General features: G+C 65.6%; 21 protein-coding genes. 9 read left to right on the top strand and 12 right to left on the bottom strand.

The window, feature by feature from the left end; translation table 11 throughout:
* Positions 1-92: 92 nt before the first annotated feature.
* Positions 93-1523, bottom strand: a complete 1431-nt coding sequence (locus tag A5740_RS10810; protein ID WP_076193894.1) for an APC family permease — start codon at positions 1521-1523, stop codon at positions 93-95.
* Positions 1524-1789: 266 nt separating this feature from the next.
* Here A5740_RS10810 and A5740_RS10805 point away from each other — a divergent pair, with 266 nt between their 5' ends.
* From A5740_RS10805 to A5740_RS10795, 3 genes are read left to right on the top strand one after another with little or no spacing between them, the layout of a single operon-like run.
* Entirely contained in the window at positions 1790-4069 is a 2280-nt protein-coding gene (locus A5740_RS10805; protein WP_076193892.1) for a propanediol/glycerol family dehydratase large subunit, read from the top strand.
* Positions 4066-4425 carry a diol dehydratase small subunit gene (locus A5740_RS10800; protein WP_076193890.1) on the top strand — a complete coding sequence of 120 codons (360 nt, stop codon included), beginning with the start codon at positions 4066-4068 and terminating at the stop codon, positions 4423-4425. The genes A5740_RS10805 and A5740_RS10800 overlap by 4 nt, the downstream gene beginning before the upstream one ends.
* The gene (locus A5740_RS10795; protein WP_076193888.1) at positions 4422-6038 is read left to right on the top strand and encodes a diol dehydratase reactivase ATPase-like domain-containing protein; all 1617 of its coding nucleotides are present in this window, start codon (positions 4422-4424) and stop codon (positions 6036-6038) included. Before A5740_RS10800 ends, A5740_RS10795 begins: the two co-directional genes overlap by 4 nt.
* 9 nt (positions 6039-6047) lie before the next feature.
* Here A5740_RS10795 and A5740_RS10790 read toward each other — a convergent pair whose 3' ends face one another.
* Both A5740_RS10790 and A5740_RS10785 read right to left on the bottom strand, forming a co-directional pair.
* Positions 6048-6503, bottom strand: a complete 456-nt coding sequence (locus tag A5740_RS10790) for a DUF1942 domain-containing protein (RefSeq protein ID WP_076193886.1) — start codon at positions 6501-6503, stop codon at positions 6048-6050.
* Between the two features lie 114 nt (positions 6504-6617).
* Positions 6618-7478, bottom strand: a complete 861-nt coding sequence (locus tag A5740_RS10785) for a hypothetical protein (RefSeq protein WP_175616221.1) — start codon at positions 7476-7478, stop codon at positions 6618-6620.
* A gap of 158 nt (positions 7479-7636) precedes the next feature.
* On the opposite strand from A5740_RS10785, the gene A5740_RS10780 reads away from it, so the two are divergent.
* Together A5740_RS10780 and A5740_RS10775 are read left to right on the top strand one after the other, a co-directional pair.
* The gene (locus tag A5740_RS10780; RefSeq protein ID WP_076193882.1) at positions 7637-8065 is read left to right on the top strand and encodes a cellulose-binding domain-containing protein; all 429 of its coding nucleotides are present in this window, start codon (positions 7637-7639) and stop codon (positions 8063-8065) included.
* A 115-nt stretch (positions 8066-8180) separates the two neighbouring features.
* Positions 8181-8789, top strand: a complete 609-nt coding sequence (locus A5740_RS10775) for an LGFP repeat-containing protein (RefSeq protein ID WP_076193880.1) — start codon at positions 8181-8183, stop codon at positions 8787-8789.
* Positions 8790-8802: 13 nt separating this feature from the next.
* Here A5740_RS10775 and A5740_RS10770 read toward each other — a convergent pair whose 3' ends face one another.
* The 4 genes from A5740_RS10770 to A5740_RS10755 all read right to left on the bottom strand — a co-directional run bounded on the left by A5740_RS10770 (position 8803) and on the right by A5740_RS10755 (position 14708).
* Positions 8803-9372 carry a dihydrofolate reductase family protein gene (locus A5740_RS10770; protein ID WP_076193878.1) on the bottom strand — a complete coding sequence of 190 codons (570 nt, stop codon included), beginning with the start codon at positions 9370-9372 and terminating at the stop codon, positions 8803-8805.
* Between the two features lie 57 nt (positions 9373-9429).
* A complete protein-coding gene (locus A5740_RS10765) occupies positions 9430-12039 on the bottom strand; it encodes an excinuclease ABC subunit UvrA (protein WP_076193876.1) in 2610 nt (869 codons plus the stop codon).
* 29 nt (positions 12040-12068) lie between these two features.
* A complete protein-coding gene (locus tag A5740_RS10760) occupies positions 12069-13754 on the bottom strand; it encodes a GMC family oxidoreductase (protein ID WP_076193874.1) in 1686 nt (561 codons plus the stop codon).
* A 192-nt stretch (positions 13755-13946) separates the two neighbouring features.
* A complete protein-coding gene (locus A5740_RS10755; protein ID WP_076193872.1) occupies positions 13947-14708 on the bottom strand; it encodes an IclR family transcriptional regulator in 762 nt (253 codons plus the stop codon).
* 176 nt (positions 14709-14884) lie between these two features.
* Between A5740_RS10755 and A5740_RS10750 the strand changes: the two genes are divergently transcribed.
* A complete protein-coding gene (locus A5740_RS10750) occupies positions 14885-16162 on the top strand; it encodes an aldolase (RefSeq protein WP_076193870.1) in 1278 nt (425 codons plus the stop codon).
* 8 nt (positions 16163-16170) lie between these two features.
* Positions 16171-16986 (top strand): bifunctional allantoicase/(S)-ureidoglycine aminohydrolase, encoded by an 816-nt coding sequence (locus A5740_RS10745; RefSeq protein WP_076193898.1) that lies wholly within the window; start codon positions 16171-16173, stop codon positions 16984-16986.
* 64 nt (positions 16987-17050) lie between these two features.
* Here A5740_RS10745 and A5740_RS10740 read toward each other — a convergent pair whose 3' ends face one another.
* Together A5740_RS10740 and A5740_RS10735 are read right to left on the bottom strand one after the other, a co-directional pair.
* Positions 17051-17773 (bottom strand): aspartate/glutamate racemase family protein, encoded by a 723-nt coding sequence (locus A5740_RS10740; protein WP_076193868.1) that lies wholly within the window; start codon positions 17771-17773, stop codon positions 17051-17053.
* Between the two features lie 11 nt (positions 17774-17784).
* Positions 17785-19290: an NCS1 family nucleobase:cation symporter-1 gene (locus tag A5740_RS10735; RefSeq protein WP_076193896.1), complete on the bottom strand. Its 1506-nt coding sequence runs from the start codon at positions 19288-19290 to the stop codon at positions 17785-17787.
* Between the two features lie 225 nt (positions 19291-19515).
* Between A5740_RS10735 and allB the strand changes: the two genes are divergently transcribed.
* Positions 19516-20883, top strand: coding sequence for an allantoinase AllB (allB, locus tag A5740_RS10730; RefSeq protein ID WP_076193866.1), 1368 nt, complete (start codon positions 19516-19518; stop codon positions 20881-20883).
* A 6-nt stretch (positions 20884-20889) separates the two neighbouring features.
* On the opposite strand, the gene A5740_RS10725 is transcribed toward allB, so the two are convergent.
* Entirely contained in the window at positions 20890-21984 is a 1095-nt protein-coding gene (locus A5740_RS10725; RefSeq protein ID WP_076193864.1) for an NAD(P)/FAD-dependent oxidoreductase, read from the bottom strand.
* 46 nt (positions 21985-22030) lie between these two features.
* Positions 22031-22837 carry a helix-turn-helix domain-containing protein gene (locus tag A5740_RS10720; RefSeq protein ID WP_076193862.1) on the bottom strand — a complete coding sequence of 269 codons (807 nt, stop codon included), beginning with the start codon at positions 22835-22837 and terminating at the stop codon, positions 22031-22033.
* A 108-nt stretch (positions 22838-22945) separates the two neighbouring features.
* On the opposite strand from A5740_RS10720, the gene A5740_RS10715 reads away from it, so the two are divergent.
* Positions 22946-23401 (top strand): hypothetical protein, encoded by a 456-nt coding sequence (locus tag A5740_RS10715; protein ID WP_139335068.1) that lies wholly within the window; start codon positions 22946-22948, stop codon positions 23399-23401.
* A 61-nt stretch (positions 23402-23462) separates the two neighbouring features.
* Here A5740_RS10715 and A5740_RS10710 read toward each other — a convergent pair whose 3' ends face one another.
* The gene (locus A5740_RS10710; RefSeq protein WP_076193858.1) at positions 23463-24272 is read right to left on the bottom strand and encodes an LLM class F420-dependent oxidoreductase; all 810 of its coding nucleotides are present in this window, start codon (positions 24270-24272) and stop codon (positions 23463-23465) included.
* Between the last annotated feature and the right edge of the window lie 133 nt (positions 24273-24405).

Genomic DNA, 24405 nt, shown 5'->3' with positions numbered 1-24405 from the left:
AATGAGGTACCAGTGGTCGACGGGTGCTCCTGCGGCGCGGAGCGGGCTGGTGCGGCGACCGCTAATCCGTCGACTAACCTGCCCTACACCGATCACATCGCCGACAGGTCCGCCGTCGACCGTCGGCTGAGAAGCATGCCGGCACCGAAGAACACCAGCGGCATCACGCCGAAGATCACCGCGAGGGTGGAGCTGCCACCGACGATCAGGGTCAGATTCGACACCACCAGCACCAGTGCGCCGGCCAGGGCGAGCGTGGCCGCCGAGCCCAACACCACGTTGCGTGTCGAGTCGCCGCGACGTTTGAAGAAGATCACCACCGAGATGGTGGTCAGCAACCACAGGATTGCGAGCGCCAAGATCCCGAGGCCACCGAGGGGCCCGAAGATCTGCAGTACCGGGTCCAGCTTGAGTGCGGCAAAGATTCCCATGACCACGAACGAGGCCACGGTGATGGCCAGCGAGGCGTTCGACGGGGCGCCGTGACGGCCGTGCACCTCACCGAGACGCTTCGAGAAAATGCCGCTCTGCCCGAGTGCGAAGGCGTAGCGCGAGGCGATGTTGTGGAAGGCCAGGGCGCAGGCGAAGACACTGATGAACCAGAAGCCCGTGGTGAGGTCACGCCCCAGCATGCCGAGGTACTGCTGTGCGGTGTTCACCATGAAGTTGTCCGGGTCGGCCTCGGCGGCGGCGACTGCATCCGGGCCACCGTTGCCCTCGATCAGGGCCCAGCTGGAGAAGGCGTAGAAGCTTGCCACGATTCCGACGGCCCAGTACGTCGCCCGCGGAACGGTTCGGTCCGGGTCCTTGGCCTCGTCACGGAACACCGCGGTGGCCTCCACACCGACAAAGCCCCACAGGGCGTACAACAGCGCGATGCCCACTCCGCCGGCAAGACCCTGCGGGGTGAACGAGTCACCGGTGATGCCCTTCTCGCCGCCCTGGATGACGATGACCAGGTCGAGTACGACCAGGATGGCCACCTCCGAGACGAGGAAGATGCCCAGGACCTTGGCGCTGAGATCGATGTCGCGGTAACCCAGCCAGGCGACAGCTGCGAGCACCATCGCGGTCAGCAGCCACCACGGGATCTCGGGGCCGCCGAAGCGCTCGATGAGGCCGGCGAGGATGACCCCGTCGTAGGCCGACACCCCGAGCAGTGTCGCCATGTAGGCGGGCAGCGCGAGCACGGCCGCGCCGGCTCCGGCGGCACGGCCGAGCGCCATCTGGATGTAGGCGTAGAACGCGCCAGGCTTGGTGACGTACTTCGACATCGCCACGAAGCTCGCCGCGAAGAGCAAGAACACGGCACCGGCCACCAGGAACGAGACCGGGATTCCCGTGGTCTTCCCGAGCACCATTGCGATCGGCACATTGCCGCCGATGGTTGACAGCGGTGCGGCGGCTGCCACCACCATCAGCACGATCGCGGGGACGCCGAGGTTTCCGCGCAACTTGGCGGGGCGACCGTCCGGCGATGCGTCGCGACTTCGTGAGTTGTCCGCATCGACAACTTGGGACATGGGTTGATCCTCTCTGGCCTCTGCCACAGGAGCGCGGATCGCCGGCTCCGTCGAGTTCCGGGGTTGAAGTCTGCGAGACGGACGCGCTGTCGGCCAGAGCAGGAACGGGTCTTTCCAACACGTTGTTGTAGGCCAGGTCACAGCGGGCGGCGGAAGTGGTGTCCGCGTCACACAGATTGTTGGAAGCTCGGCATGCGTCGTTGTTCCGCCCCTCGTGTTCGGTTGATGCTGGGCCCGTCACGCAACAGAGAGGCACGGCGAGCGTCATGCATCAGGGCAGCACCGAGATCGAGCAGGACCACCGGCTGGGGCGGATTCGGCTGTTGGACGAACAGCGTGTCAACCTCGACGGTTTCGCCGAGGCCGACCCGGAACTCGGAATGATCTCGCACCTCTCGCCGCATGACCCGGAACCTTCCTGGGTGGTGGGCGACGACGGCACGGTGCTCGAGATGGACTCCACCTCGGCCTCGGACTTCGACACGATCGACGAGTTCATCGTGCGCTACGCCGTCGACCACACCGAAGCGCCGCGGTCGATGGCGATGGCGGAGACCGACCTGGCCAGGATGATCGTCGACTCGGCGGTGCCGCGGGAGCAGGTGCTTCGGGTCTGTTCGGGATTGACCCCGGCCAAGATGGCGCGTGTCGTCGCGATGCTGCAACCGGTCGAAATCCAGATGGCGATGATGAAGATGCGCGCCCGTCGGACGCCGGCCAACCAGGCGCACGTCACCAACCGTCTCGACGACCCGTTGCTGATCGCCGCGGACGCCGCCACTGCCGTGGTGTACGGGTTCCGGGAGCTGGAAGCCACCGTCCCGGTGCTCGACGACGCCCCCGCTGTCGCCGTGGGCCTGCTGATCGGGTCACAGGTGCCGGCGCCCGGTGCCCTCACCCAGTGTTCCGTCGAGGAAGCTCGCGAACTGGAAATGGGTGTGCGCGGCCTGGTCTCGTACGCCGAGACGGTCTCGGTGTACGGCACCGAGCAGGTCTTCACCGACGGCGACGACACCCCGTGGTCCAAGGCGTTCCTGACGTCGTCCTACGCCTCCCGCGGAATCAAGATGCGGCTGTCCAGCGGGGCGGGCTCCGAGGTGCTCATGGGGCAGGCCGAACGAAAGTCCATGAATTACCTGGAATCTCGGTGCGTGGCGTTGGCCAAGGGCATCGGTGCCCAAGGGGTACAGAACGGCGGTATCGACGGGGCCGGCATCACCGCGTCGGTCCCCGGCGGTGTTCGGGAGCTGATCGCCGAAAACCTCATGGTGATGCTGCGCGGGCTGGAGTCCTGCAGCGGTAACGACAGTTTGATGTCCGAATCCACGATGCGCCGCACCAGTCGGACGTTGCCGGTGCTGCTGTCGGGGTCGGATTTCATCTTCTCCGGTTTCGGCTCGGTACCCGCATACGACAACATGTTCGGCCCGTCCAACTTCAACGCCGCCGATCTCGACGACTACCTCGTGCTGCAGCGCGACTGGGGAGTCGACGGGGGATTGCGGCCCGTCGACCCGACCACCCTGGAGTCGATGCGCCGGATGGCCGCCGAGGCCACCCGGGCGGTGTTCGAGTATCTCGGCCTCGCCGACTTCGACGACGCTCACGTGGAAGCCGTTGTGGGAGCCGAAGGTTCGAAGGATCTGCCACCGACCGACGGGGTGAAGGTGCTCAACGCCGCCCGGATGATCGACCAGTCCGGCCTCACCGTCCTCGACGTCGTCGGCGCGCTCGCCGAGACCGGTTTCACCGTCCTCGCCGACCGGGTGCTGGGCATGGCCAGGGCCAGGGTCAGCGGCGACTATCTGCAGACCGCGGCCATTTTCGACGAGGAGATGAACGTACTCTCGGCCTTGCAGGATCCCAATGACTACCGCGGACCGGGCACCGGCTACCGGCCGACGGCTGAGCGTCAGGCCCAGATCGATGCGGTGCGTCAGGCCCGGTCGGTGGCTGACCTGGTGAAGGAGCAGGCGGCCTTCGCCCAACCCGAGCGGCTGGCGCCGGTGGGGCCGGCTCGCGTCGGCGACGATCCACGCGAGGTCGTCATCGGGGTGTCACCGGCATTCGGCACCAAGCTGTTTCGCACGCTGTCGGGGATGACCATCTACGACGTACTGGACCAGATCCTGGCCGGACTCGAAGAGGAGCAGTGCGTCTCGCGTCTGGTCCGGGTCACCGACAGCATCGACCTCGGTGCCATCGGAAAATCCGCGGCCCAGCTGTCCGGATCCGGGATCTCGGTCGGGCTGCAGGCCAAGGGCACCACGCTCATCCACCGGCGTGACCTCACCCCGCTGTCCAACCTCGAATTGCTCAGTGTCGCACCGCTGATCACCCCGGAGATGTACCGGCTGATCGGCATCAACGCCGGTCGGCACGCCAAGGGCGTCACGCCGGCGCCGATGCGCAATGCCTACACCGACGAGGCGATCACCTCGCGCTACCACACCAAGGTGGTGTCGATGGTCGCCATCGAACGTCGGGAGTCCGCCTGCCGCACCGAAGGCGGCCGGGCCCACATCGAACTGGAGCTCTTGCGATGACCATTTCTTCACATTCGGGCCGCGATGTCGCCGAGGTGACCGTCGAAGCCGCGCGCAGCGGCGAGCTCGTCCTCGACGATGTGCGAATCAGCCGGGAAACCCTGTTGGCACAGGCCGAGACCGCCGAACAAGCCGGATCAGCACAACTCGGGTTGAACCTACGGCGCGCGGCCGAGATGACGGTGCTCAGCGCCGAGGACATGCTTGCCGCCTACGAGGCGCTGCGGCCCAGACGGTCGACTTTTGCCGAATTGGAGGATCTCGCGGAGCGGCTCGCTGCGCAGGAGGCACCTATCTGCGCCGGATTCGTGCGAGAGGCCGCGCAGGTCTACCAGCGGCGCGGCTTGCTGCGATGACGGTCTGGGTCGGCGTCGACATCGGAAACGCCACCACCGAGGTGGTGCTGTGCCGTGCCGGAGCCGAACTCGACGTGCTGGCCAGTGCGCGGACCCCGACTCGTGGTGGCAAGGGCTCCCGGCGGGCGGTCGAAGGTGCCGCGCAGCTGGCCCGCCGGCTGGCCGACAGTCATGGATTCGTCATCGACCGCGCCGCATTCGCCCCGACCCCACCGGTGCACTCGGCGGTTGACCGCGTGAAGTTGGAGACCCGGCGTACCGGGCGTCTCGCCATCGCGACCAGGTCGGCGGCGACCACTGCGGGCGACTCCGTCGGCGTCGGCGCTCCGGTGCCCGTCGACGATCTCGCGCACGTTGGCGGCGAACGCCCGGTTGTCGTGTGCGCAACTCCGGACTGGGGCTACCGCGACGTGGCGAGTGCGGTCAACACCGCGGTGGTCGACGGCCGAAATGTCGTGGCGGTGCTGACCGCGAACGACGAGGCCGTGCTTGTCTCCAACCGATTGAACACCGCGCTACCGGTGATCGACGACGTCGACGTTCGCCCGATACTGGCGGCGACACTGGTGGCTGTCGAAGTGCGCCAGGGCGTGGCGCCGCTGCAGCGGCTCACCGACCCGTTCTGGCTCGCCGACGTGTTCGGTCTGAGCGACGGCGAACGCGTCGACGCCCGTATCGTCGCCGACGAGCTGTTCGACAGTGCCTGCGCGGTGGTTGCGCTGGCAAGTCCTGAGCCGGTGATCGCGACGCCGGACCGGGGACGTCTCGCCCCGGCCGTCGTTTCCGACGCGCCAAGCGCCCTGACACATGTCGTACACCTGGCCGACATTGCCTCGCAGGCGAATTCGCGCCGCGGGTCGGTCGTCATCGACAGCCTGGTCCTGGCCACCATGGGCGATGCGGGCACTCCACCGGCCGATGTCGACGATCTCGCTGCAGCACTCGGCGTGGCCGTCACCCGGATCGACTCGGAAGCCGCAGCGGCCTGCGTCGGCGCCCTCACCACCCCGGGCGTCTCCGCGGGCGTGGTGGTGGTGGACGTCGGTGGGGGGACGGTGGACGTGGTGGCCGAAGGTGCCCGTGTCGTGCTTCCGGGTGCCGGGCAGATGCTCACCACCGCCACCGCCAGTGCCCTCGACATCTCAAGGAGCGCAGCTGAATACGCCAAACGCGCGGAGGCGGTCACTGCGGTCACGGTCCAGCTCGTCGAGGACGAGCACGGCCGGCGCCAGTTCCTCGACAAGCCCATCAGCGGTCGCTGCACCGGGTGGTTGCTGACCACGGCTCCCAGCGGCCTGCTTCCGTTCACGTCGCAGATGTCCGGAACGGAATGGCGCAGTTGGCGATTGGCGGCCAAGCGGATGATCATCGGCGGCAACGTGATGAGAGGGATCGAGCAGGTTCACCCGGCCGCCACCGAAGTGCTACTGGTCGGTGGGGGAGCCAGTGACGACGAACTCGTCCGGGCGGTCAGCGAGCAACTCGGCCATCAGGTCAGCGTCGGGCGCGGCAATGTGGCCGGCCGGCTCGGGCATCGATTTGCGGTGGCCTACGGGCTGGTGGTGGCCGCCGTGGCGGCAGACCGGGACGGATCGCCGGCCACGGCGTCGTGAATCACGTGGTCAGTGTGTCCACACGGCCTTGTCTGTGCCTCCGGCGTCCCGATAGACAACGCTGTCGGGCGCGGTGCCACCGCGGACGTCGAAGTACACCCGTCCCGATGTCTGGCTACCAGGCGCGATCGGCTGGTTGGGGAGGCCGTCGGTCTGGTTGCCCTTCATGTTCGCGTAGGTGGAACTGTTGACCGCTCGCGCGTTGAAATCGGCGATGTTGGGGGTGGGAGAGCCGCTCACCGCCTGTGCCGTGACATCGGAGTACCAAATGCCGTCGTTGTGGCCGCTGGGCTGCAAGTTGCTGACGGTGTAGTCGATGGCGCCGCCTGGACTGGGAATCTCCGCAGTCTGGCCAAACTGCAGCGTTTCCGGGTCGGCCAGCGCCGGTGTTGCCGTCAAGATCCCGGCCGCGGCGATCCCCGCCGCAGCTGCCGTGGTTTTCCACGCGATCTGCGAAAACGTCATGGTGAGCTCCTCCGCCAAATTTTCCGGTGGTGCAGGCGTTGTTGCCCGCGGTTCCACCAAGGCGTAGCCAAACGAAGGGCTTTAAAACCTGTTCCGGTGGGTCAACTCGGCGCCCTACCCACCGGTGAGCTCGGTCAACCGCGTTTCCGCCCGGGTCAGAGCCGTTTCGGCAGCTCGTACTTTGTCCTGCAGCCGGTCTGCGGCCTGCTGCGCACGGTTGCATTGCGCATCGGCCGCCTCGAGGTCGTGTTCGGCGCCGGCAAGGGTCTCGAGCAATTTCTCGTAACGCCGCCGCGCAGTGGCGACCGCGGCCCGGTGTTCGTCCACCACGGCGAGGGCGGCGTCGTGCGCGGTACGTGCCTCGTCCAGTTCGGATGCGGCGGCATCGCGGTGATGACGGGCCGCTGCGAGGGCGGCGTCGTCGGGACGTTTCCGTTCTTTCGCCGACGGCGGTGAGGCCGTCCGAGAGCCGGTATCAGGGCGGGCCGGTGAGGTCACCGTGGACGACGCCCCGAAGTCGCCGAACCCTGACCACTCTTCGGCTTTCGACAATCGACCCAGCCGCGCGGCGACGTCGGGATCGGCGACCGCCGCCTGCAGCGTGCCGGTGACATCGTCGCGCAACGCCGCTGTGGGATCACGTAATCCGGCAGCCACAAATCCGGCATGAGCCAGTGTCTGCACCAGTTTGCGTTGCGTGGCGGACAATTCGCGGATGCGCTGTCCGTCCATGGCGGCGTGCGCACCGCGCAGCGCTTCGTGCAGGTCGGTCAATCGATTCCGGGCGCCGGGATCGGTCAACACGACGAGGTTCGCCACCCACGCGGCCGTCGTCGGTCGTCGGGCCGCGGCGATCATCTTGGCGTCCTCGGTATCACCACGCTTCCGTGCCGCCGACGCGAGTTCTTTGCGTCGCGCAGTGAATTCCTCCGGCCGTGCTCCGTAGAGCGAGTCGAGGTCCTCGTCGACGCTCACCGCAACCTCGAAGCGAGGCGACCCCGGCGGCATTGGACGGTTTTTGCGATGCTCACGTGCGCCGAGCATTTCAGAACGATGTCAGTTGAGCAAAGGTACTGCACCTTGCCCGCGAGGCGGACGCCCATACTTACTCCTCAGCTCTAGCGTTGGCTGCCATGGCCGCAACGGACTGCTCCGTGCAGCGCTGGCGTGCAGCGCTTCACGTGATTGTCGCCGCATTGGTTGTCGTATTTGCCGGAATGGCCATCCCGCCGGTAGCCCGCGCGGCCGCGGCGACGGCGACGCTGGCGGTGACATCGACGTGGCAGACGGGGTTCATCGCCCGCTTCACCATCACGAATTTGAGCGCGGTCCCGCTGACCGACTGGCAGCTTGAATTCGACTTACCGGTGGGCGAATCCGTGTCGCATACGTGGAGTAGCACATTGACGCAATATGGCACGCACTATGTGCTCCGACCTGCGAATTGGAATCGGATCATTCAGCCTGGGGGTACGGCGACAGGGGGGATGAGGGGCGTGCTGAGCGGTTCGTACGTACCGCCGTTGAATTGCGTTCTCAACCGGCAATTTTTGTGCAGATAGAGCGCTGCGGGCCCAAACTTGACCGCTACCGGCCTTGTGAATTCGGTTATAGTCCCGGCGAGGCGAGGGTTCAGCCGCAACTCGACGCACGACGAAGAAACGCGAGAGGACACCCGTGACTACGACCGCATTTCGCCCCACGGCAGTCGTCGGCCTGGCTGCCGTCGCGCTGATCGCTGTGGGCTGCAGCAATGGCGCCAACGTCGACTCCTCGGTGTCGCCCGAGGTCGGGTTGATCTCCACCTCCACGGTGGAAACCCCGGCGCAGTCCGCCGAGGTGACGCTGGTCGGGGAGAGGGACGTCGAGGTGACGCTGACCGGGCCGATCGCTGCCAAGTACTCGTCGGCGACAGAGAGTCAGCGGGACGCTCTCGGCAAGCCGCTGACCGGTGATCGCAACGCCGGTGCGCGAGAGAGTGGCGTGCTGTTCCAGCAATTCCAGGGCGGGGTGATCACCGCCAAGAATGGCGACGCCGGCACGCCTGCCTACATCACCTGGGGCAAGATCCGGGAAGCCTGGAATGTCCCACGCAATCCCGACGGCGTGCCCGCGGTCACCGGAGAGAACGGCTCAGTGGGTCCGCTGGGCGCCCCCACCAGTGACGAGACGCCCGACGGCGATCTGCTCGTGGAGACGTTCGAGCACGGCAAGATCGCGTACAACACAAAGTCCCACCAGGTCGAGGTGACGATCAACGACAAGGCGGTACCTGCCGGGCTGTGAGACCCCCGTGGAGTCACAAGGTGGTTTCGCCTGCGTAGCGCAGGAGGACCGTGCCACCCGGAAAAGTGCGGTTCTCCAACAGCCGCAGCGAGATCCATGACGGCAGTGTCGGAAAGAACGGGGTGCCGCCACCCACGGCGGTCGGCGCGATGACGAGCCGGTACTCGTCTACCAGTCCGGCCTGCACGATGGGGCCGGCCAGCGTCGCGCCGGCCACCTCCAGCTGACCCTCGGTCTCGGCTTTCAGCTTCGTCACCACCTCGACGGGGTCCCCGTGTTCCAGGCGGGCGTTCCAGTCGACGGATTCCAGGGTGCGCGAGAACACGACCTTGGGCATGTCGCGCCAGACTCGCGCGAAGTCGATGATCAGCGGGGTGGCGTCTGGGGCCTGGTCGGCGGTCGGCCAGTACGCAGCCATCAGTTCGTAGAGCCGCCGTCCGTAGAGCGCGCACGCGGTCTCTCGCTCGAAGTCATTCCAGTATTGGTGCAGTTCTTCGCTCGGTTCAGACCAGTCGATGTTTCCTTCTGCATCGGCGATGTAGCCGTCGACCGACACGTTGAAGCCATAGATGAGCTTGCCCATACAGATCAGACTGCACCCGAGGACAAGATTCATCGCGGCCAAGGGCCGAAAGATCGGTCAGCCAGTGAGCGCAGCGGCCAGGTAGGGCGCGGTCGCGCTGTCCGAACACTCCGCAATCTCCGCAGGGGTGCCCGCGGCGACGATCCGGCCACCGGCCGCGCCGGCACCGGGGCCCATGTCGATGACGTAGTCAGCCTGTGCGACGACGCGCATGTCCAGTTCGGCGGCGACTACGGTGTTGCCCGCGTCGACGAGCCGGTGCAGGTGTGCGAGCAGCCGGTCGGTGTCGGCGGGGTGGAGTCCGGCGGTGGGTTCGTCGAGCAGATAGAGGGTGTCGCCACGGTGTGCGCGCTGCAGTTCGCCGGCGAGCTTGACGCGCTGCGCCTCGCCCCCTGACAGTTCGGTGGCCGGATGTCCGAGTCGCAGATAGCCGAGCCCGACGTCGCACAGTGCCTCGATGGCTCGAAGAATGTCGGTCTCGCCGTCGAAAAACTCTCGAGCCGACGCAACGCTGAGCTCGAGCACTTCGGCGATATTGTGATCGTGCCAACGGATTTCGAGAGTCTCTGCGTTGTACCGGGTTCCATGACAGTCCGGGCAGGGGCTGTAGACACTCGGGAGAAACAGCAACTCGACCATCACCCACCCTTCACCTTCGCAGGTTGGGCAGCGTCCGCCGGCGACGTTGAAGGAGAACCGCCCGGACTTGTAGCCCCGAGCCTGTGCCTTGGGTGTGTCGGCGAACCGTCGCCGGATGTGGTCGAACACGCCCGTATAGGTGGCGACATTGGACCGCGGCGTGCGGCCGATCGGTTTCTGGTCGATGCACACGACTCTGCGTATGCCGTGGGCGTCGCCGACCACCTCACCCGAGGTGACCGGCGCGGCCTCGGCGAGCAGGTCGTCGTCACCCGCGTCGTCGAAGCGGACGGGGCGCCCCAGGTGATCGCCGACGATTTCGGCGAGCGCGTGCGCGACGAGGCTGGACTTGCCCGATCCGGATACTCCCGTGACTGCGGTGAGGCACCGTAGGGGGACCGACACAGAAATGTCGTGCAGGTTGTTGCGCCGTACGTCGGCGAGCTCGAGCCAGTCGCTCCGATCCCGTGGGGTGCGTGGACTGGTCGGTGCGCCGCCACCGAAAAGATAACGGCGCGTGACCGATTCAGTGACTTTGGCCAGACCGGCCGGCGGTCCGCTGTAGAGGATCTGCCCGCCGTCCACCCCAGCACCGGGCCCGATATCGACCAGCCAGTCTGCGCCGGCGATGATATCGAGTGAGTGCTCGACCACGAAGATGCTGTTGCCGCTGTGCTTGAGTCCCTGCAAGATGTCGCGCAACGCGTCGCGGTCGCGAGGGTGCAGACCGGCCGAGGGTTCATCCAGCACATACACGACTCCGAACAGCTGAGACGACAATTGTGTCGCCAGTCGGACCCGCTGCAGCTCTCCTCCTGAGAGCGTCGGCGTGCTGCGCGCGAGCGACAGATATCCCAGCCCCAGATCGATCAGCGGCCGCAGTCTCTCCTGCAGATCCGACACCAATCGCTGTGCGGCGGCACGTTTCTCGGCCGACATGTTGGGTGTCTGACGGACATCTGGCGCCCCGGAATGTGCGGACCCGCCGGCTTCCACCCGGGCCTTGACCGCCGACCTTCGGGTTTTCTTGTCGAGTACCTCACCGGAGAGGTCGGGTGCCCAGTCCGGGCTGAGCACCGTGCTGCAGAGCGCCGCGAGCTGGTCCAACGTAAGCCGCGACAGCGCAGCGATGTCCAGGCCCTCGAAAGTCACCGAGAGCGCCTCAGGTTTCAACCGTTTTCCGTGGCATGCCGGGCATGGGCCGCTTCCGACGAACTGTGAGACGCGCTTCTTGACGCCGGCGCTCTTGGTGGTGGCGAATGTATCCAGAACGTATCGGCGAGCACCGATGAAGGTGCCTTGGTAGCTGGGTTCCCAGTCGTCCTTGATGGCACGGCGGGTTTGCGCCGGGGTAAGGCCGGCGTACACCGGTACCGTTGGGCGATCTTCGGTGAACAGGATCCAGTCACGGTCTTTGCGCGGCAGCTTTTCCCACGGGACGTCGACGTCGAAACCGAGCGAGACCAGGATGTCTCGCAGGTTCTGGCCGTACCAGGCGGGCGGCCAGGAGGCGATGGCGCGGTCACGGATCGTCAGGGTCGGGTCCGGCACCATCAGTGCTTCGGTCACCTCGTAGACCCGGCCCATGCCATGACAGGTGGGGCAGGCGCCCTGAGGTGTGTTGGGGGAGAAGTCTTCTGCGTAGAGCATCGGCTGATCCGCCGGATAGTTACCCGCGCGCGAGTACAGCATGCGGATCAGGCTGGACAGTGTCGTCACGCTACCGACCGACGACCGTGTGCTGGTGGCACCTCGCTGCTGGCGCAGTGCGACCGCGGGCGGCATCCCTTCGATCGAGTCGACATCCGGAACGCCCACCTGGTCGATCAGGCGACGGGCATACGGCGCAACGGATTCCAGGTACCGCCGTTGAGACTCGGCGAACAGTGTGCCGAAAGTCAGGGAGGACTTACCCGAGCCCGACACACCGGTGAACGCAACGAGGGCATCGCGCGGGACGTCTACATCGACGTCTCGCAGATTGTGCTCGCGCGCACCACGGACCCGAACTCTGTCATGAGAGCCCATTTGCTCACGTCCTTCCTGTCCTGCCCGCCTCATCCCACTATCGCCCGCGCCGCGCGCTCAGCGATCAGCATGACCGGCGCGTTGGTGTTGCCGGACGTGATGGTGGGCATCGCCGAGGCATCGACCACTCGAAGGCCGGCGACGCGATACACGCGACAGTCGGTGTCGAGCACCGTCGCGGCGGACCGTGGAACGCCCCGCGGGTCAAAGGCTCCCATCGCACAGGTGCCCACCGGATGGAAGATCGTCGTACCGAGTTCACCAGCGGCCTGCTGCAGGGCTTCGTCGCTCACCAGTTGTGGGCCCGGCAGCAACTCTTGCGGGCGATAAGGTGCCAGTGCCGGTGCTGCCATGATCTCCCGCGTCATCCGCAGACCCTTCACCGCGATGTGACGATCGGCGTCGGTCGACAGGTAGTTGCAGGAGATCTTCGGGTTGGCCAGCGGATCCGCACTGGCCATGCGCACGTGGCCGCGCGAGCTGGGTCGCAGGTTGCAGACCGAGGGAGTGATCGCTCCGTAACGGTGTAGCGGCTCGCCGAATTTGGGCAACGACAACGGCTGCACATGCCACTCCAAATCGGGGCTGGCCAGCGACGGGTCGCTTTTCGCGAAAGCCCCGAGAGTGGAGGGCGGCATGGTCATCGGTCCTGATCGCAGCGTCAGGTATTGCAGTCCCATGCCGCCGCGGGTGATCCAATTGCGGTACAGCGTGTTGACGGTCCGGGTGCCCTGGACGCGGTAGACCGTCCGCAGCTGCAGATGGTCCTGGAGGTTTTCGCCCACTCCGGGGAGATCGACGACCACCGGCACGTGATGCTCGGTGAGCAGCCCGGCCGGGCCCAGGCCCGAGGCCTGCATGAGATGCGGCGAGCCGATCGCCCCGGCGCTCAGGATCACCTCCCGGCGGGCTCGGATCTCGATCATCTGGCCGTCCTTGAGCATCCGCAGGCCGGTGACGCGATGCTGGGCAGTGGTCCACGCACCGCACCGCTGATCGTCGCGGACCTGGTCGTCCATCAGCAGCCCCACCGCCTGGGTCCGGGTGTAGATGGTGAGGTTGGGGCGGTGGGCGATGGGATGGAGGAATGCATCGGCCATCGACCACCGGCGCCCACGTCGTTGGTTGACGTGGAAGTAGGCGCTGCCGGAATTGTCGCCCCGGTTGAATTCCTCGATCGGGGCGATGCCCATCTGTGCCGCGGCGGCCTGCCACGCATCCAAGATCTTCCAGCGGACCCGCGGCCGCTCGACGCGGATCTCTCCACCGGCGCCGTGCCAGTCGTCGACTCCGCCGAAGTAGTCCTCCAGCTGCTTGTAGATCGCCAGTGTCTCGCCGGGACTGTCTGGGCCGCCCCACTGCCATCGGTCGTCACCGGTGGCTTGCGCCCACAGGTCGTAATCGCTTGCCTGCCCGCGCATGTGGATCATGGCGTTGATCGACGAGCAGCCGCCGATCACCCGGCCCCGGGCGTAGTGAATGCTGCGGCCGGCCAGACCCGGGTCGGCCTCGGTGGTGAAGCACCAGTCGGTGCGGGGGTTGGCGATGGTGTACAGGTAGCCCACCGGCACCTTGATCCAGAACCAGTTGTCTTTCCCGCCGGCTTCGATCAACAGCACCCGGTGATCTGGGTTGGCGCTGAGCCGATTGGCGAGCAGGCAGCCCGCGCTGCCCGCTCCCACGATGATGAAGTCGAATTCGGCGACGGGGTTCATTCCGGGATCGTTCCTCCTTGGCGTCGGATGCGTCACTTAGTGTGCGTGATGACCTATTCGATTACCGCGTAATAGGTCCCGCGTCAGCACCCGGAGAAGCGGCAGGGAATCAGAGCCGATTGTGTCGGGTGGATACTGCTTGACCCGTCATCCATGAGGTGCTCTCGGGTGCAGATCGCGGAAGGCCAAAGGCTATCGTTCTCGGGCCCCGATCAGGGCTTCTGAGATCACGCCGGTCGCCTTCTTCAATGCGGGAACGGCCCGAGCGATCAACTCCTCACTGACATGAGCCGGGGGTCCGGAGATGCCGATGGCCATCGGCGTCGGAGCGCCGGGCACCGCCATCGCGACGGAGCGAACACCGATTTCGAACTCCTCATTGTCGATCGCATAGCCGTCGACACGCACGCGTTCGACGTTCGCGAACACCGCGGACAGGGTTGACGCACTGTTCTCGGTCGGTGCGGGAAAGCCAGACTGCGTGACCAGTTTCAGAATGCGTGCATCGTCCAACTCGGCCAAAACTGCCTTGCCCACACCGGTTGTGTGCAGACCGACGCGCTTGCCGACCTCACTGTCGGTTCCCATGAGCTTCGGAGGCAGAACCTGTCCGGTGTAGATCACCATGTCACCGTCGAGCACCGCGAGACTTGCCGTCTCCGAGAGTTCGTCGACCAACGTCTGCAGCACCGGGGCGGCGACCGCGCCCAGTTGACGGTTCGCCACGACACCCAGCCGAATCAATCTCGGCCCCAGGGCGTATCGGCGATTGGGCAGTTGGCGCACATAGCCGATTCCGACCAACGTGCGCAGGAAACGGTGAATTGTCGGTGGGGGCAACGGAGATTCCGCTGACAACTCCGTCAGCGAGCACTCTCCTCCGGCACGTCCGATCAATTCCATCAACTCGAACGCGCGCTCCACCGACTGCACGCCGCCCGACTTCTCCGCCATACAGTCCACTCCCGATCAACGATTGTCGTTCCATCCAACATGCGCAAGATTATTTCCGCAATATGGAAAAAGTGTCGGGTGGGTAATCGGGACATCATCGATCGATAACTTCGCGTTAAACTCCACAATGTGGAATTCTGTTCTTGCGGAAACTTCCGACAGGGGAGGGGATACCTGTGACACGACGCCTCGACGATGCGGTGCTCGCCGCCGTCGATCGCCGACTCTCGGCTGCTGACGCACATCTGGTGCATCACTACCCCGGCGATGACGGTCGCCGGCAGCCGATCCACACCGTCTACGTCCCGGGCAACCGGTACTCGGCGACGATGCCCGCCGATTGGGGAACCATCGCTCTGACAGCCGCCAAGGACGCGGGCGGGCTCGACGCGGTGGCTGCACTCGTGGGTGCGAGCAGCGGAACCGATTGTGCGCCCGAGACGCTCGCCACGCTCGTCGAGAACAAGCTGGCCACCGAGCCGATCGAAGACCTCCGCATCGACTTCGAGGACGGCTACGGCACCTTCGACGATGCGACCGAGGACGCCGATGTCGAACAGGCGGTCGCCGCACTGAGGATCGCGCTCGACAACGGCACTTCGACACCGTTCGTCGGCACCCGCTTCAAGTGCCTCGAGGCAGGCACCCGGGCGCGCGGACTGCGCACGCTCGACATGTTAGTCAGCGGACTCGTCCAGACGGGCGGCCTGCCCGACGGCCTCACCCTCACCCTGCCCAAGGTGACGTCCGTCGACCAGGTCGAGGCGATGGTCGAGGTCGCGGGCGCGCTCGAAGCTGTCAACGGACTGCCGGCCGGCCGCGTCCGCTTCGAAGTGCAGGTCGAAACACCGCAGGCGATCCTCGGCGCCGATGGCCGCACACCCGTCGCTCAGTTCATCCACGCCGGCCAGGGCCGCGTCAGCTCGCTGCACTACGGGACGTACGACTACTCGGCGTCCCTCGGTATCGCCGCCGCCTACCAGTCGATGGAGCATCCGGCAGCAGACCACGCCAAGAACGTCATGCAACTCGCCGTCGCAGGCACGGGCGTTCACATGTCCGACGGCTCGACCAACATCCTGCCGGTCGGCGAGCCCGACAACGTCGCCACGGCCTGGAAGCTGCATGCGCGCCTGGTCCGGCGCCATCTGGAACGCGGCATCTACCAGGGCTGGGACATGCACCCCGCCCAACTCGTCACCAGATACCTGGCCACCTACGCGTTCTATCGCGGCGCGTTCGCCCCGGCCGCGATGCGCCTGCGCAACTACGTCCACCGCCTCGACTCGACCGTCATGGACGAGCCGGCCACCGCCCGCGCGCTCGCCAACGTGATCCATCGCGGCATCGTGTGCGGCGCCCTCTCCGCCGACGAGATCGAGACCGCCACCGATCTACCCACATCCACCGTGCGCGATATCGCGCTCGGCCGCACAACCAGGAGCAACCAGTGACCATCCCAGTGACCGCAGCGTCGTACTACACACCCCGCGGCGGCCTGCCCCCGCAGACCGATCTGCTGACCGACCGCGCCATCGTCACCGAGGCCTACACGGTGATCCCGCGCGGTGTCCTCTCGGACATCGTCACCTCGGTGTTGCCGGAGTGGACCGATACGCGCGCATGGATCATCAACCGACCGGTCGCCGGCGGTGCGACGACGTATTACCAGGCGATCGTCGAGGTCAAGCCCGGCGGTGGGGCGCAGCATCCCGAGCCGCAACCCGAGGTGCAGAGCTTCCTGTTCGTCACCTCCGGTGCGCTGACCGTCGACGCGGCAGGTCAGTCGCAGACCCTCACCGAGGGCGGCTTCGCCTACCTGCCGGCCGGCACCGACTGGTCGGCCCACAACAACGGCGACGCCGACGCGACGTTCGTGTGGATCCGCAAGCGCTATGAGGCCGTCGAGGGCCACCCGGTATCGGTCAAGTTCGGCAACGAGCAGGACATCGAACCGTCAGCCATGCCGGGGACCGACGGCAAATGGCGCACGACGCGCATGCTCGACCCGCAGGACCTCGGCTACGACATGCACGTCAACATCGTCACCTTCGAACCCGGCGCGACCATTCCGTTCGCCGAGACCCACGTGATGGAACACGGCCTGCTGATGCTCGAGGGCAAGGCCGTCTATCACCTCAACGGAGACTGGGTGGAAGTGCAGGAAGGCGACTTCCTCTCGCTGCGGGCCTTCTGCCCGCAGGCGTGCTACGCGGGCGGGCCGTCGAACTTCCGGTACCTGCTGTACAAGGATGTCAACCGCCAGATCATGCTCTGACACGCAGAACCGGGCGCCTCGTTCGAGGCGCCCGGTTTCGTCTATTTCTTCTTATGGAGCCGGCCTACGGCTGAAAGGGCCAGCCGGTGACCTTCTTCTCGCGCGGCGTCGCGTAGGTCCGCACCTTCGACGTGGACAGGCCCATCCGCACCAGGCCCTCGGCGATGGTGACCGCCGAGCGGACTCCGTCGACGATCGGGACGCCGGTCGCGGCTTTGACTTTCGCTTCGAGCTCGGCCATACCGCCGCAGCCGAGACAGATCACCTCAGCGTGATCGTTCTCGACTGCCTCTCGCGCTTGGCCGACGATCGCCTCAACCGCCCGCTCGGGATCCGACTCGAGTTCGAGCACACCGAGGCCGGACGCCCGCACCGACGCGCATCGGGCGTCCAGGCCGGCGAGCTTGAGACGGTCTTCGATCAGCGGCACGGTGCGGTCGAGCGTGGTGACGACCGAGTACTTGTGTCCCAGATACATCGCGGTCGAGGCGGCCGCCTCGGTGATGTCGACCACCGGGACGTCGAGCAACTCCTGCAGACCTTCCCGGCCGTGCTCGCCGTAGCCGGCCTGGATCACCGCGTCGAACGGCTCGGGATACGAGGTGATCGCGTCCATGACCGCGATGGCCGCGAGGTAGCTCTCGAAGTTTCCCTCGCACGAGTCCGCTCCGAAACGCGGTGTGATCCCGACGATCTCGGTACCCGGCGACGCGACACCACGCGCCGACTCGGCAATTGCATCGGTCATCGAGACCGTCGTGTTGACGTTGGCTACGAGAATTCTCACGGCGGTCCCTCCTAGTGCGTGCTCGCCACGGCGATGGGCTCACCGGAGACATCGCTGAACGGTCCCCGGCGGTCTGCGACCACCAGGTACACGATCGCACCGAGTCCCGCGCCGATGAACCAGGAGAACTCCGAGACGACCTTGAACGCCGGAACGAACGCCAGCAGCAGCGCTACCACCGCCGTGACGACGAGGGCGACCACGGCACGCACGTTGATGCCCTTTGCGTAGTGGTATTCACCGTCGGCGTCGGTTGTGAACAGCGCCAGGACGTTGATGTTGGATCGACGCACCAGCCAGTAGTCGGCCATGATGATGCCGAACAGCGGCCCCAGAATGGCACCGAGCCCACCGAGGAAGTAGTTGATGACGGCGGGGGAGTTGTACAGGTTCCACGGCAGGATCACCAGGCCGATGACGGCCGAGATGAGTGCTGCGCGACGGAAATTCAGGTGCTTCGGGAACAGGTTGTTGAGCGCATAGATCGGTGCGACGAAGTTGGCCATCATGTTCACGGCGACGGTCAGGATCAGCAGCGCGAGCGCCGCGAGCACCAGCAGCAGAGTGTTCGGGACTTCCTTGACGATGTCGGCGGGCGCGTCGATGATGCGTCCGTCGATGCGGAACTGTGCGCCGGCCAGAGTGATGACGATGCCGCCGAACACCAGCATGTTGAGCGGGATGCCCCAGAAGTTGCCTTTCACGATCGCCCGCTTCGACGTGGCGTTACGGGTGAAGTCGCAGAAGTTCAGGACGAATGTGCCGTAGATGGCGACCCACAGGCTGGCGCCGCCGACGATCTTCAGCCACATGTCGACGCCGGTCAGCGAGTCGGGCGTCGTCCATGCGATGGACCAGTCGGCGCTACTGAGCATCCAGATCGCGAGCGCGACCATCGTGATCAGGATGACCGGACCGGCGAAGGCCTCGTACTTGCGGATCATTTCCATGCCGTAGCTGACGATGACCACCTGGATCACCCACAGCGCGACGAACGAGATCCAACCGAGGGTCGACAACCCGAGGAAGCTGTTCGAGTCGAGGGTCTGGGCCGACGGTGCGAGCGCGACGATCAAGATGCGCAGCACCACCGACGCGAGATAGGTCTGGATGCCGAACCATGCGATCGCGACCGCGCCGCGGATGATGGCGGGGATCTGTGCTCCGCGAATACCGAAGGCGATGCGGCTCATCACCGGGAACGGGACGCCGGTCTTTTCGCCCATGAACCCGGAGAGGCTGAGCAGTAAGAAGAGGAACGCGCCGCCGAGTCCGAGCGCCAGCAAGATCTGCCAGCCACCGAGGCCGAGGGCGAACAGCCCGATCGCGAACGAGTAGTTGCCCAGGCTGTGTACGTCGTTGGCCCACAACGTGAAGATGTTGTAGGCGCCCCATCGGCGACCTTCGCGCTTGGTCGGCGCGAGATCGGGGTTGTACAGATGCGGACTCACGTCGGCGAACGGCGTTGCATCGGTGTGGTCGGAGTCGCCGATGAGACCGGTGGACTCTGTGCTCATGGATTCGCCTGTCACGGTCGGAGCGACGACGCTCAACGTCGCCGCCAGCATTCCACTATGTGGAAGTAATATTCCACGGGTTCAGGTAAGTAAGTCGCATTCGGACGCCACCTGTCAAGCTTTTGCGAGGATTGACTGTGTCCACGCTCACATTCGCGCGTGTCCGAAATGCGGAGTGTCATTTCCACGATGAGGAATTATGCTGCTAGCCATGGAGAGCTGCCGATGACCGCCGACGCAGGGGAGCGGTCCAACCAACCCGAATTCGATCTGGTCGTCCGTGGTGAGCGCACGCTGACGACGGCCGGAATCGTCGCCCGCGAGATCGGTATCCGCGACGGTCGCGTCGTCGCGATCGAGCCGCTGGGCAGCGCCCTCGCCGGCGCGGAGATCATCGAACTCACCGACGAGCAGGTCATGATCCCGGGCTTGGTCGATACGCACGTGCACGTCAACGAGCCGGGCCGCACCGAGTGGGAGGGGTTCGACTCCGCTACCCGCGCAGCGGCGGCCGGAGGCGTGACCACGCTGATCGACATGCCGCTGAACTCGATCCCGCCGACGGTCAACGTCGAAGCGCTCAATGCCAAGCGCGCGGCGGCAGCGGGCAAGACACACATCGACGTCGGTTTCTGGGGCGGCGCGATCCCGGGTAACACCGGCGATCTGCGCGCCCTGCATGACGATGGCGTGTTCGGCTTCAAGTGCTTCCTGCTGCACTCCGGTGTCGACGAGTTCCCGCATCTCGACGCCGACGAGATGGAGAAGGACATGGCCGTACTGGCCGGCTTCGACTCCATGATGATCGTGCACGCCGAGGACTCCCGCGCCATCGACCATGCGCCCTCGGCCGAGGGCGACCGGTATGAACGCTTCCTGGCGTCACGCCCGCGCGGGGCAGAGAACGTGGCGATCGCCGAGGTCATCGAGCGCGCCCGGTGGACCGGCGCCCGCGCGCACATCCTTCATCTGTCGTCCTCGGACGCGCTGCCCATGCTCGCCACCGCGAAGCGCGACGGCGTCAAGATCACCGTCGAGACGTGCCCGCACTACCTGACGCTGCTGGCCGAGGAGATCCCGAACGGCGCGACCGCGTTCAAATGCTGTCCGCCGATCCGTGAGGCGTCGAATCGGGAATTGCTGTGGCAGGGTCTGATTGACGGCACGATCGACTGCATCGTTTCTGACCACTCGCCGTCGACGGTTGACCTCAAGGACGTCGAGAACGGTGACTTCGGCGTTGCATGGGGCGGCGTGGCGTCGCTTCAGCTCGGCCTGTCGTTGATCTGGACCGAGGCCAAGCGTCGTGGGATAGAACTCACGCAGGTGCTCGAATGGATGGCGGCCAAACCCGCCGAGCTCGCCGGCCTGAACAACAAGGGCAAGATCGCGCTGGGCTACGACGCCGACTTCGCGATTTTCGAGCCAGAGTCGGCACAGGTCGTCGACGTGCACAAGCTGCACCACAAGAACCCGATCAGTCCGTACGACGGCCGTGCACTGGCCGGTGTGGTCACGAGTACGTGGTTGCGCGGCAAGAAGATTGACTTCCAGACTGCACAGGGTCGGATGCTGCGCCGCGGCGGTGTGTAGCCGGCGTCACGCGTATCCGTTCCCGGCGTCGAAACCTGCGGTGACGCTGGGCGGTCGCCAGTGGCTGACCGCCCCGGCCATGAGGCCGAAGAGGGGATCAGGAGTGAGCCGCAACGTCAGATTGCGAATCTTCTCCGCACTGTGAAGGCGTGGGGCCGCGAAATATGATCCGGCCTTCGAGGCGGTGTACAGCGTGAGCATTCGAGACCGGCGTCTGGTCAGGGCCTCGGGGCCACGGTTGGCAAGGGTGATGGCGTCTTCCATGGCCAGCGCTGCACCTTGACCGAACGTGGGGCGCATCGTGTGGGCCGCATCGCCGATCAGTGCGACCTTGCCGCGCACGAGCCGGCGCGGTGGTCGGGCTTCGAAAATTTCCGGAGTCGCCATGCGGTCGGGATCGGCGGCGTCGATGAGCATCGGCAGCGGTGCCGGCCAGTGCCGGTAGGCACGTAGTTCGGTTCTTTGGTCCCGGCTGCCGCCGTACACGTAAGTACGGCCATCGGCCAGCGGCAAAATCCCGAAATCTGTTGTACGCCCCCAAATCGGCCCGAATCCGGCATCGAGTTCCAGATCGGCGATCCACGCCCACCCGGTGATTCCGGTGGAGTGCGGTGATGGCGCATCCGGCCACAGCGATTTTCTGGCCATGCCGCGCGTGCCGTCTGCACCGATGATGAGATCGAAACGGCGTTCCCGTCCTCCAACGGCGATGACGCCGTCTGTGCGCACCCCGGTGACCGGGCTGGAGTAGTGCAGGCAATCTGGTGGAAGCTCTTCGGTCAGCCAGGCGAGCAGTTGACTGCGCGCCACCGTGGCGTACTGATCACCACCGGTGAGCTGGGCAAGCGTTCGACGGACGAGGACGCGGCCATCCGAGGTGCGCACGGTGGCCGGTGTGCGTGACCACGGGTCCGTCACGACATGCCCTCGAATACCGAGGATTCGCAAACATGTGAGCGCATTCGGGCCAAGGGAGATGGCGCCGCCGGCTGTGGACGGGCCAGGGGATTTCTCGAAAATCATGACGTCGTGACCGCCTTGCCGAAAAGCAATCGCCGCCGCCAGTCCTGCGAAACCGCCCCCGATGACCCCCACCCTCATCTCCTCAAGCTACGACTTCGTGTAGTAGATGTCGAGGGTTGTGTGATCACCGAAGGGCGCCCGCTCGGGACAGCGATTCAAACGCGTCCGCAGTCGTTTGATCAGCAGGAAAGAGCAACTCGATGGCCAGTTCAGAAATCGTGACTTCGAACGGCATGTCAAATGTGCCGAACATGCCGAAGAAGGACCACTCGCCGCCGCCGGGCGCCCGGAGCCTGACCGGGCCAAGATTTTGTGTGAAGTCGGATTCGCTTGCCGCACCGGGGTTGTCGGCCGATAGGTGGTTGTCAAGCTCCTCCACCAGCTGTGCGAGCTGCTCGTCGGCGGTGGAGGCGAGTTGGCGCTGGATGCGTTCACGGAAGTAGGCCATGACGTCATGAGCGTTGATGATCTGTGATGACAACGCCATTCCGACACGTAGGACGTTGACGGGCGGGTTCAGCAGGGCCGGGTCGAGCGCTGCGACAAGGGGTTGTATGGCGGCGTTTGCAGCGACCAGGTTCCAGTGGCGGTCGAAGGCGACGGCGGGGTAGGGCTCGTGGGATTTCAGAATCCGTTTCAGCGCTTCACGGATCGGAGCGAGTTCGGGTGCGCTGAAAGGATGCTCGGGGAATGCCGGAGCGTGTCCTGCCGCGAGCAGTAACTGGTTGCGCTCGCGAAACGGGATGTCGAGCCGTTCGCCAAGGCGCAGCACCATGTCTCGCCCGGGCTTGGAACGGCCGGTCTCGACGAAACTCAGGTGGCGCGCGGATATTCCGGCATCGAGCGCGAGCTCGAGCTGGGTCAGCCGGCGCCGTTGCCGCCATTCCCGCAGCAGCGGCCCGACTCGGGGAGCGGTGCCGGTGGTTGCCATTCGCACCGACTGTAGCGGTGCCGGGTTCGTTGCTCCATTACCTCTGGGTAATCGACATCGCGACCTTTCCCCGTGACGATCACTGGTAAATCCGTGAGGAGGACGAAAATGACTGTGTTGCTTCGACGACTGGTCTGCGGCGCAGCCGGCGCCTTGATGGTCGTCGCGTTATTCCTGCCGTGGGACCAGGCTCAAGACGCCGATCGCATCACGTGGGGGTTGTGGAAGCTCACGTTTCCGCTCTGCGTGGCCCTTGCCGCGTGCGCGTTGACCACCGCGATCACCGGCGGACAGATCGGCCTCAACAGGCCCGATGTTTCGATCATCGGCGCGACCGATGGTCTCGGTGTCATCACCACCGTGACGCTGGCCTGGCTGCTCTTCTACGATCTGCCTTCACCCGCCGGTCGTCAGCCGGCCCTTGTCTTGGCGTTGATATCGGCGGCTGTAGCTGCCTTTGCGGCCGCTGACTACCGTCCGCTGCGGGGAGCGCCTTTGTTTCCGCGATTGGTTGATGAGTGCGGCAGTAGCCACCGATCCAGGAGTCTTTCAGAATCCCGTTGACGACTGCTGGGGTGTGTCGGCGGGACGAGCCGTTACGTAGGGCGCATACGTTTGATCGTCGTCATCCGTTGTCGCGCCAGGTGAGCACCTGTTTCAGGGACGTGAGATCGTATCCGTCGTCGGAGGTGAGCTCGGTCTGGAACAACGTGACGCCGGCTTGGCGGAAGGCATCGGCGCTGTCGGCGTCTTGCCACAGCGTGGAGCGTTCGATATCGGCGCCATTGCGGCCGAACGTCGTTGCCAACTCATCGACGCGGTCGCTGGACTTGCGGAAGGCGTCGAGATCTTGGAACGCGTGCCAGATGTCGGCGTGGCGGGCTACGGCGGGCAGCGAGCGCTTGGGGCCCGTTCCGCCGATGAGGATCGGCAGCTTGCGCACGGGTGGCGGGATCAGTGCAGCCAGCCGGTTCTCGATGCGGATCAGGCTCTCGTCGAACAGGTCGAAGCGGGAGCCGAAGGTGCCGAAGTCGTAATCGTAGGTGGTGTAGTCCTTTTCGTACCATCCGGCGCCGAGGCCGAGGATGAGCCGGCCGCCGCTGATGTGGTCTACGGTGCGCGCCATGTCGGCGAGCAGGTCCGGGTTGCGGTACCCGACGCCGGTGACGAGGAGCCCGATCTCGGCGTGCGAGGTGATCTCACCCCACGACGCGAGCGCGGTCCAGCCCTCGAAGTTGGCGACATCGGGCTGCTCGTCGAACAGGATGGGTTTGCCGTCGACGAGGGCCTTCATCGCCGGGCGGTGGAAGTGGTCGTAGCCGAAGATCACGTCGACGCCCAGGTCGTCGGCGGCCAAGACGGCGTCACGCCAGGTGCGGTAGTCCGGCGTACCACCGGGCTGGATCTGAACGGCGACGCGAACTGGACGTGTCATGGATGCTCCTGAGTCGGGGAAGGGCGACTCTCGACCCAAGTTGACTGGGTGCGGATTGGGGTTCCCCAGAAGTAGTGGACATCTGAGATAGCGGGACGTGGTCCCCTGGAAGGATGTTCGTATGTCTGCTCGT

The sequence above is a fragment of the Mycobacterium sp. GA-1841 genome, from assembly GCF_001954135.1.
Classification (GTDB): Bacteria; Actinomycetota; Actinomycetes; order Mycobacteriales; family Mycobacteriaceae; genus Mycobacterium.
The sequence above is the reverse complement of the archived record's forward strand: the minus strand, read 5'-3'. Positions and strand labels throughout refer to the sequence as shown.

Excerpts from the sequence above, each read along its gene's own strand:
- A5740_RS10810 (WP_076193894.1), bottom strand. The coding sequence starts at position 1,523 with ATGTCCCAAGTTGTCGATGCGGACAACTCACGAAGTCGCGACGCATCG.
- A5740_RS10805 (WP_076193892.1), top strand. The coding sequence starts at position 1,790 with ATGCATCAGGGCAGCACCGAGATCGAGCAGGACCACCGGCTGGGGCGG.
- A5740_RS10800 (WP_076193890.1), top strand. The coding sequence starts at position 4,066 with ATGACCATTTCTTCACATTCGGGCCGCGATGTCGCCGAGGTGACCGTC.
- A5740_RS10795 (WP_076193888.1), top strand. The coding sequence starts at position 4,422 with ATGACGGTCTGGGTCGGCGTCGACATCGGAAACGCCACCACCGAGGTG.
- A5740_RS10790 (WP_076193886.1), bottom strand. The coding sequence starts at position 6,503 with ATGACGTTTTCGCAGATCGCGTGGAAAACCACGGCAGCTGCGGCGGGG.
- A5740_RS10780 (WP_076193882.1), top strand. The coding sequence starts at position 7,637 with ATGGCCGCAACGGACTGCTCCGTGCAGCGCTGGCGTGCAGCGCTTCAC.
- A5740_RS10770 (WP_076193878.1), bottom strand. The coding sequence starts at position 9,372 with ATGGGCAAGCTCATCTATGGCTTCAACGTGTCGGTCGACGGCTACATC.
- A5740_RS10765 (WP_076193876.1), bottom strand. The coding sequence starts at position 12,039 with ATGGGCTCTCATGACAGAGTTCGGGTCCGTGGTGCGCGCGAGCACAAT.
- A5740_RS10760 (WP_076193874.1), bottom strand. The coding sequence starts at position 13,754 with ATGAACCCCGTCGCCGAATTCGACTTCATCATCGTGGGAGCGGGCAGC.
- A5740_RS10755 (WP_076193872.1), bottom strand. The coding sequence starts at position 14,708 with ATGGCGGAGAAGTCGGGCGGCGTGCAGTCGGTGGAGCGCGCGTTCGAG.
- A5740_RS10735 (WP_076193896.1), bottom strand. The coding sequence starts at position 19,290 with ATGAGCACAGAGTCCACCGGTCTCATCGGCGACTCCGACCACACCGAT.
- allB (WP_076193866.1), top strand. The coding sequence starts at position 19,516 with ATGACCGCCGACGCAGGGGAGCGGTCCAACCAACCCGAATTCGATCTG.
- A5740_RS10725 (WP_076193864.1), bottom strand. The coding sequence starts at position 21,984 with ATGAGGGTGGGGGTCATCGGGGGCGGTTTCGCAGGACTGGCGGCGGCG.
- A5740_RS10720 (WP_076193862.1), bottom strand. The coding sequence starts at position 22,837 with ATGGCAACCACCGGCACCGCTCCCCGAGTCGGGCCGCTGCTGCGGGAA.
- A5740_RS10715 (WP_139335068.1), top strand. The coding sequence starts at position 22,946 with ATGACTGTGTTGCTTCGACGACTGGTCTGCGGCGCAGCCGGCGCCTTG.
- A5740_RS10710 (WP_076193858.1), bottom strand. The coding sequence starts at position 24,272 with ATGACACGTCCAGTTCGCGTCGCCGTTCAGATCCAGCCCGGTGGTACG.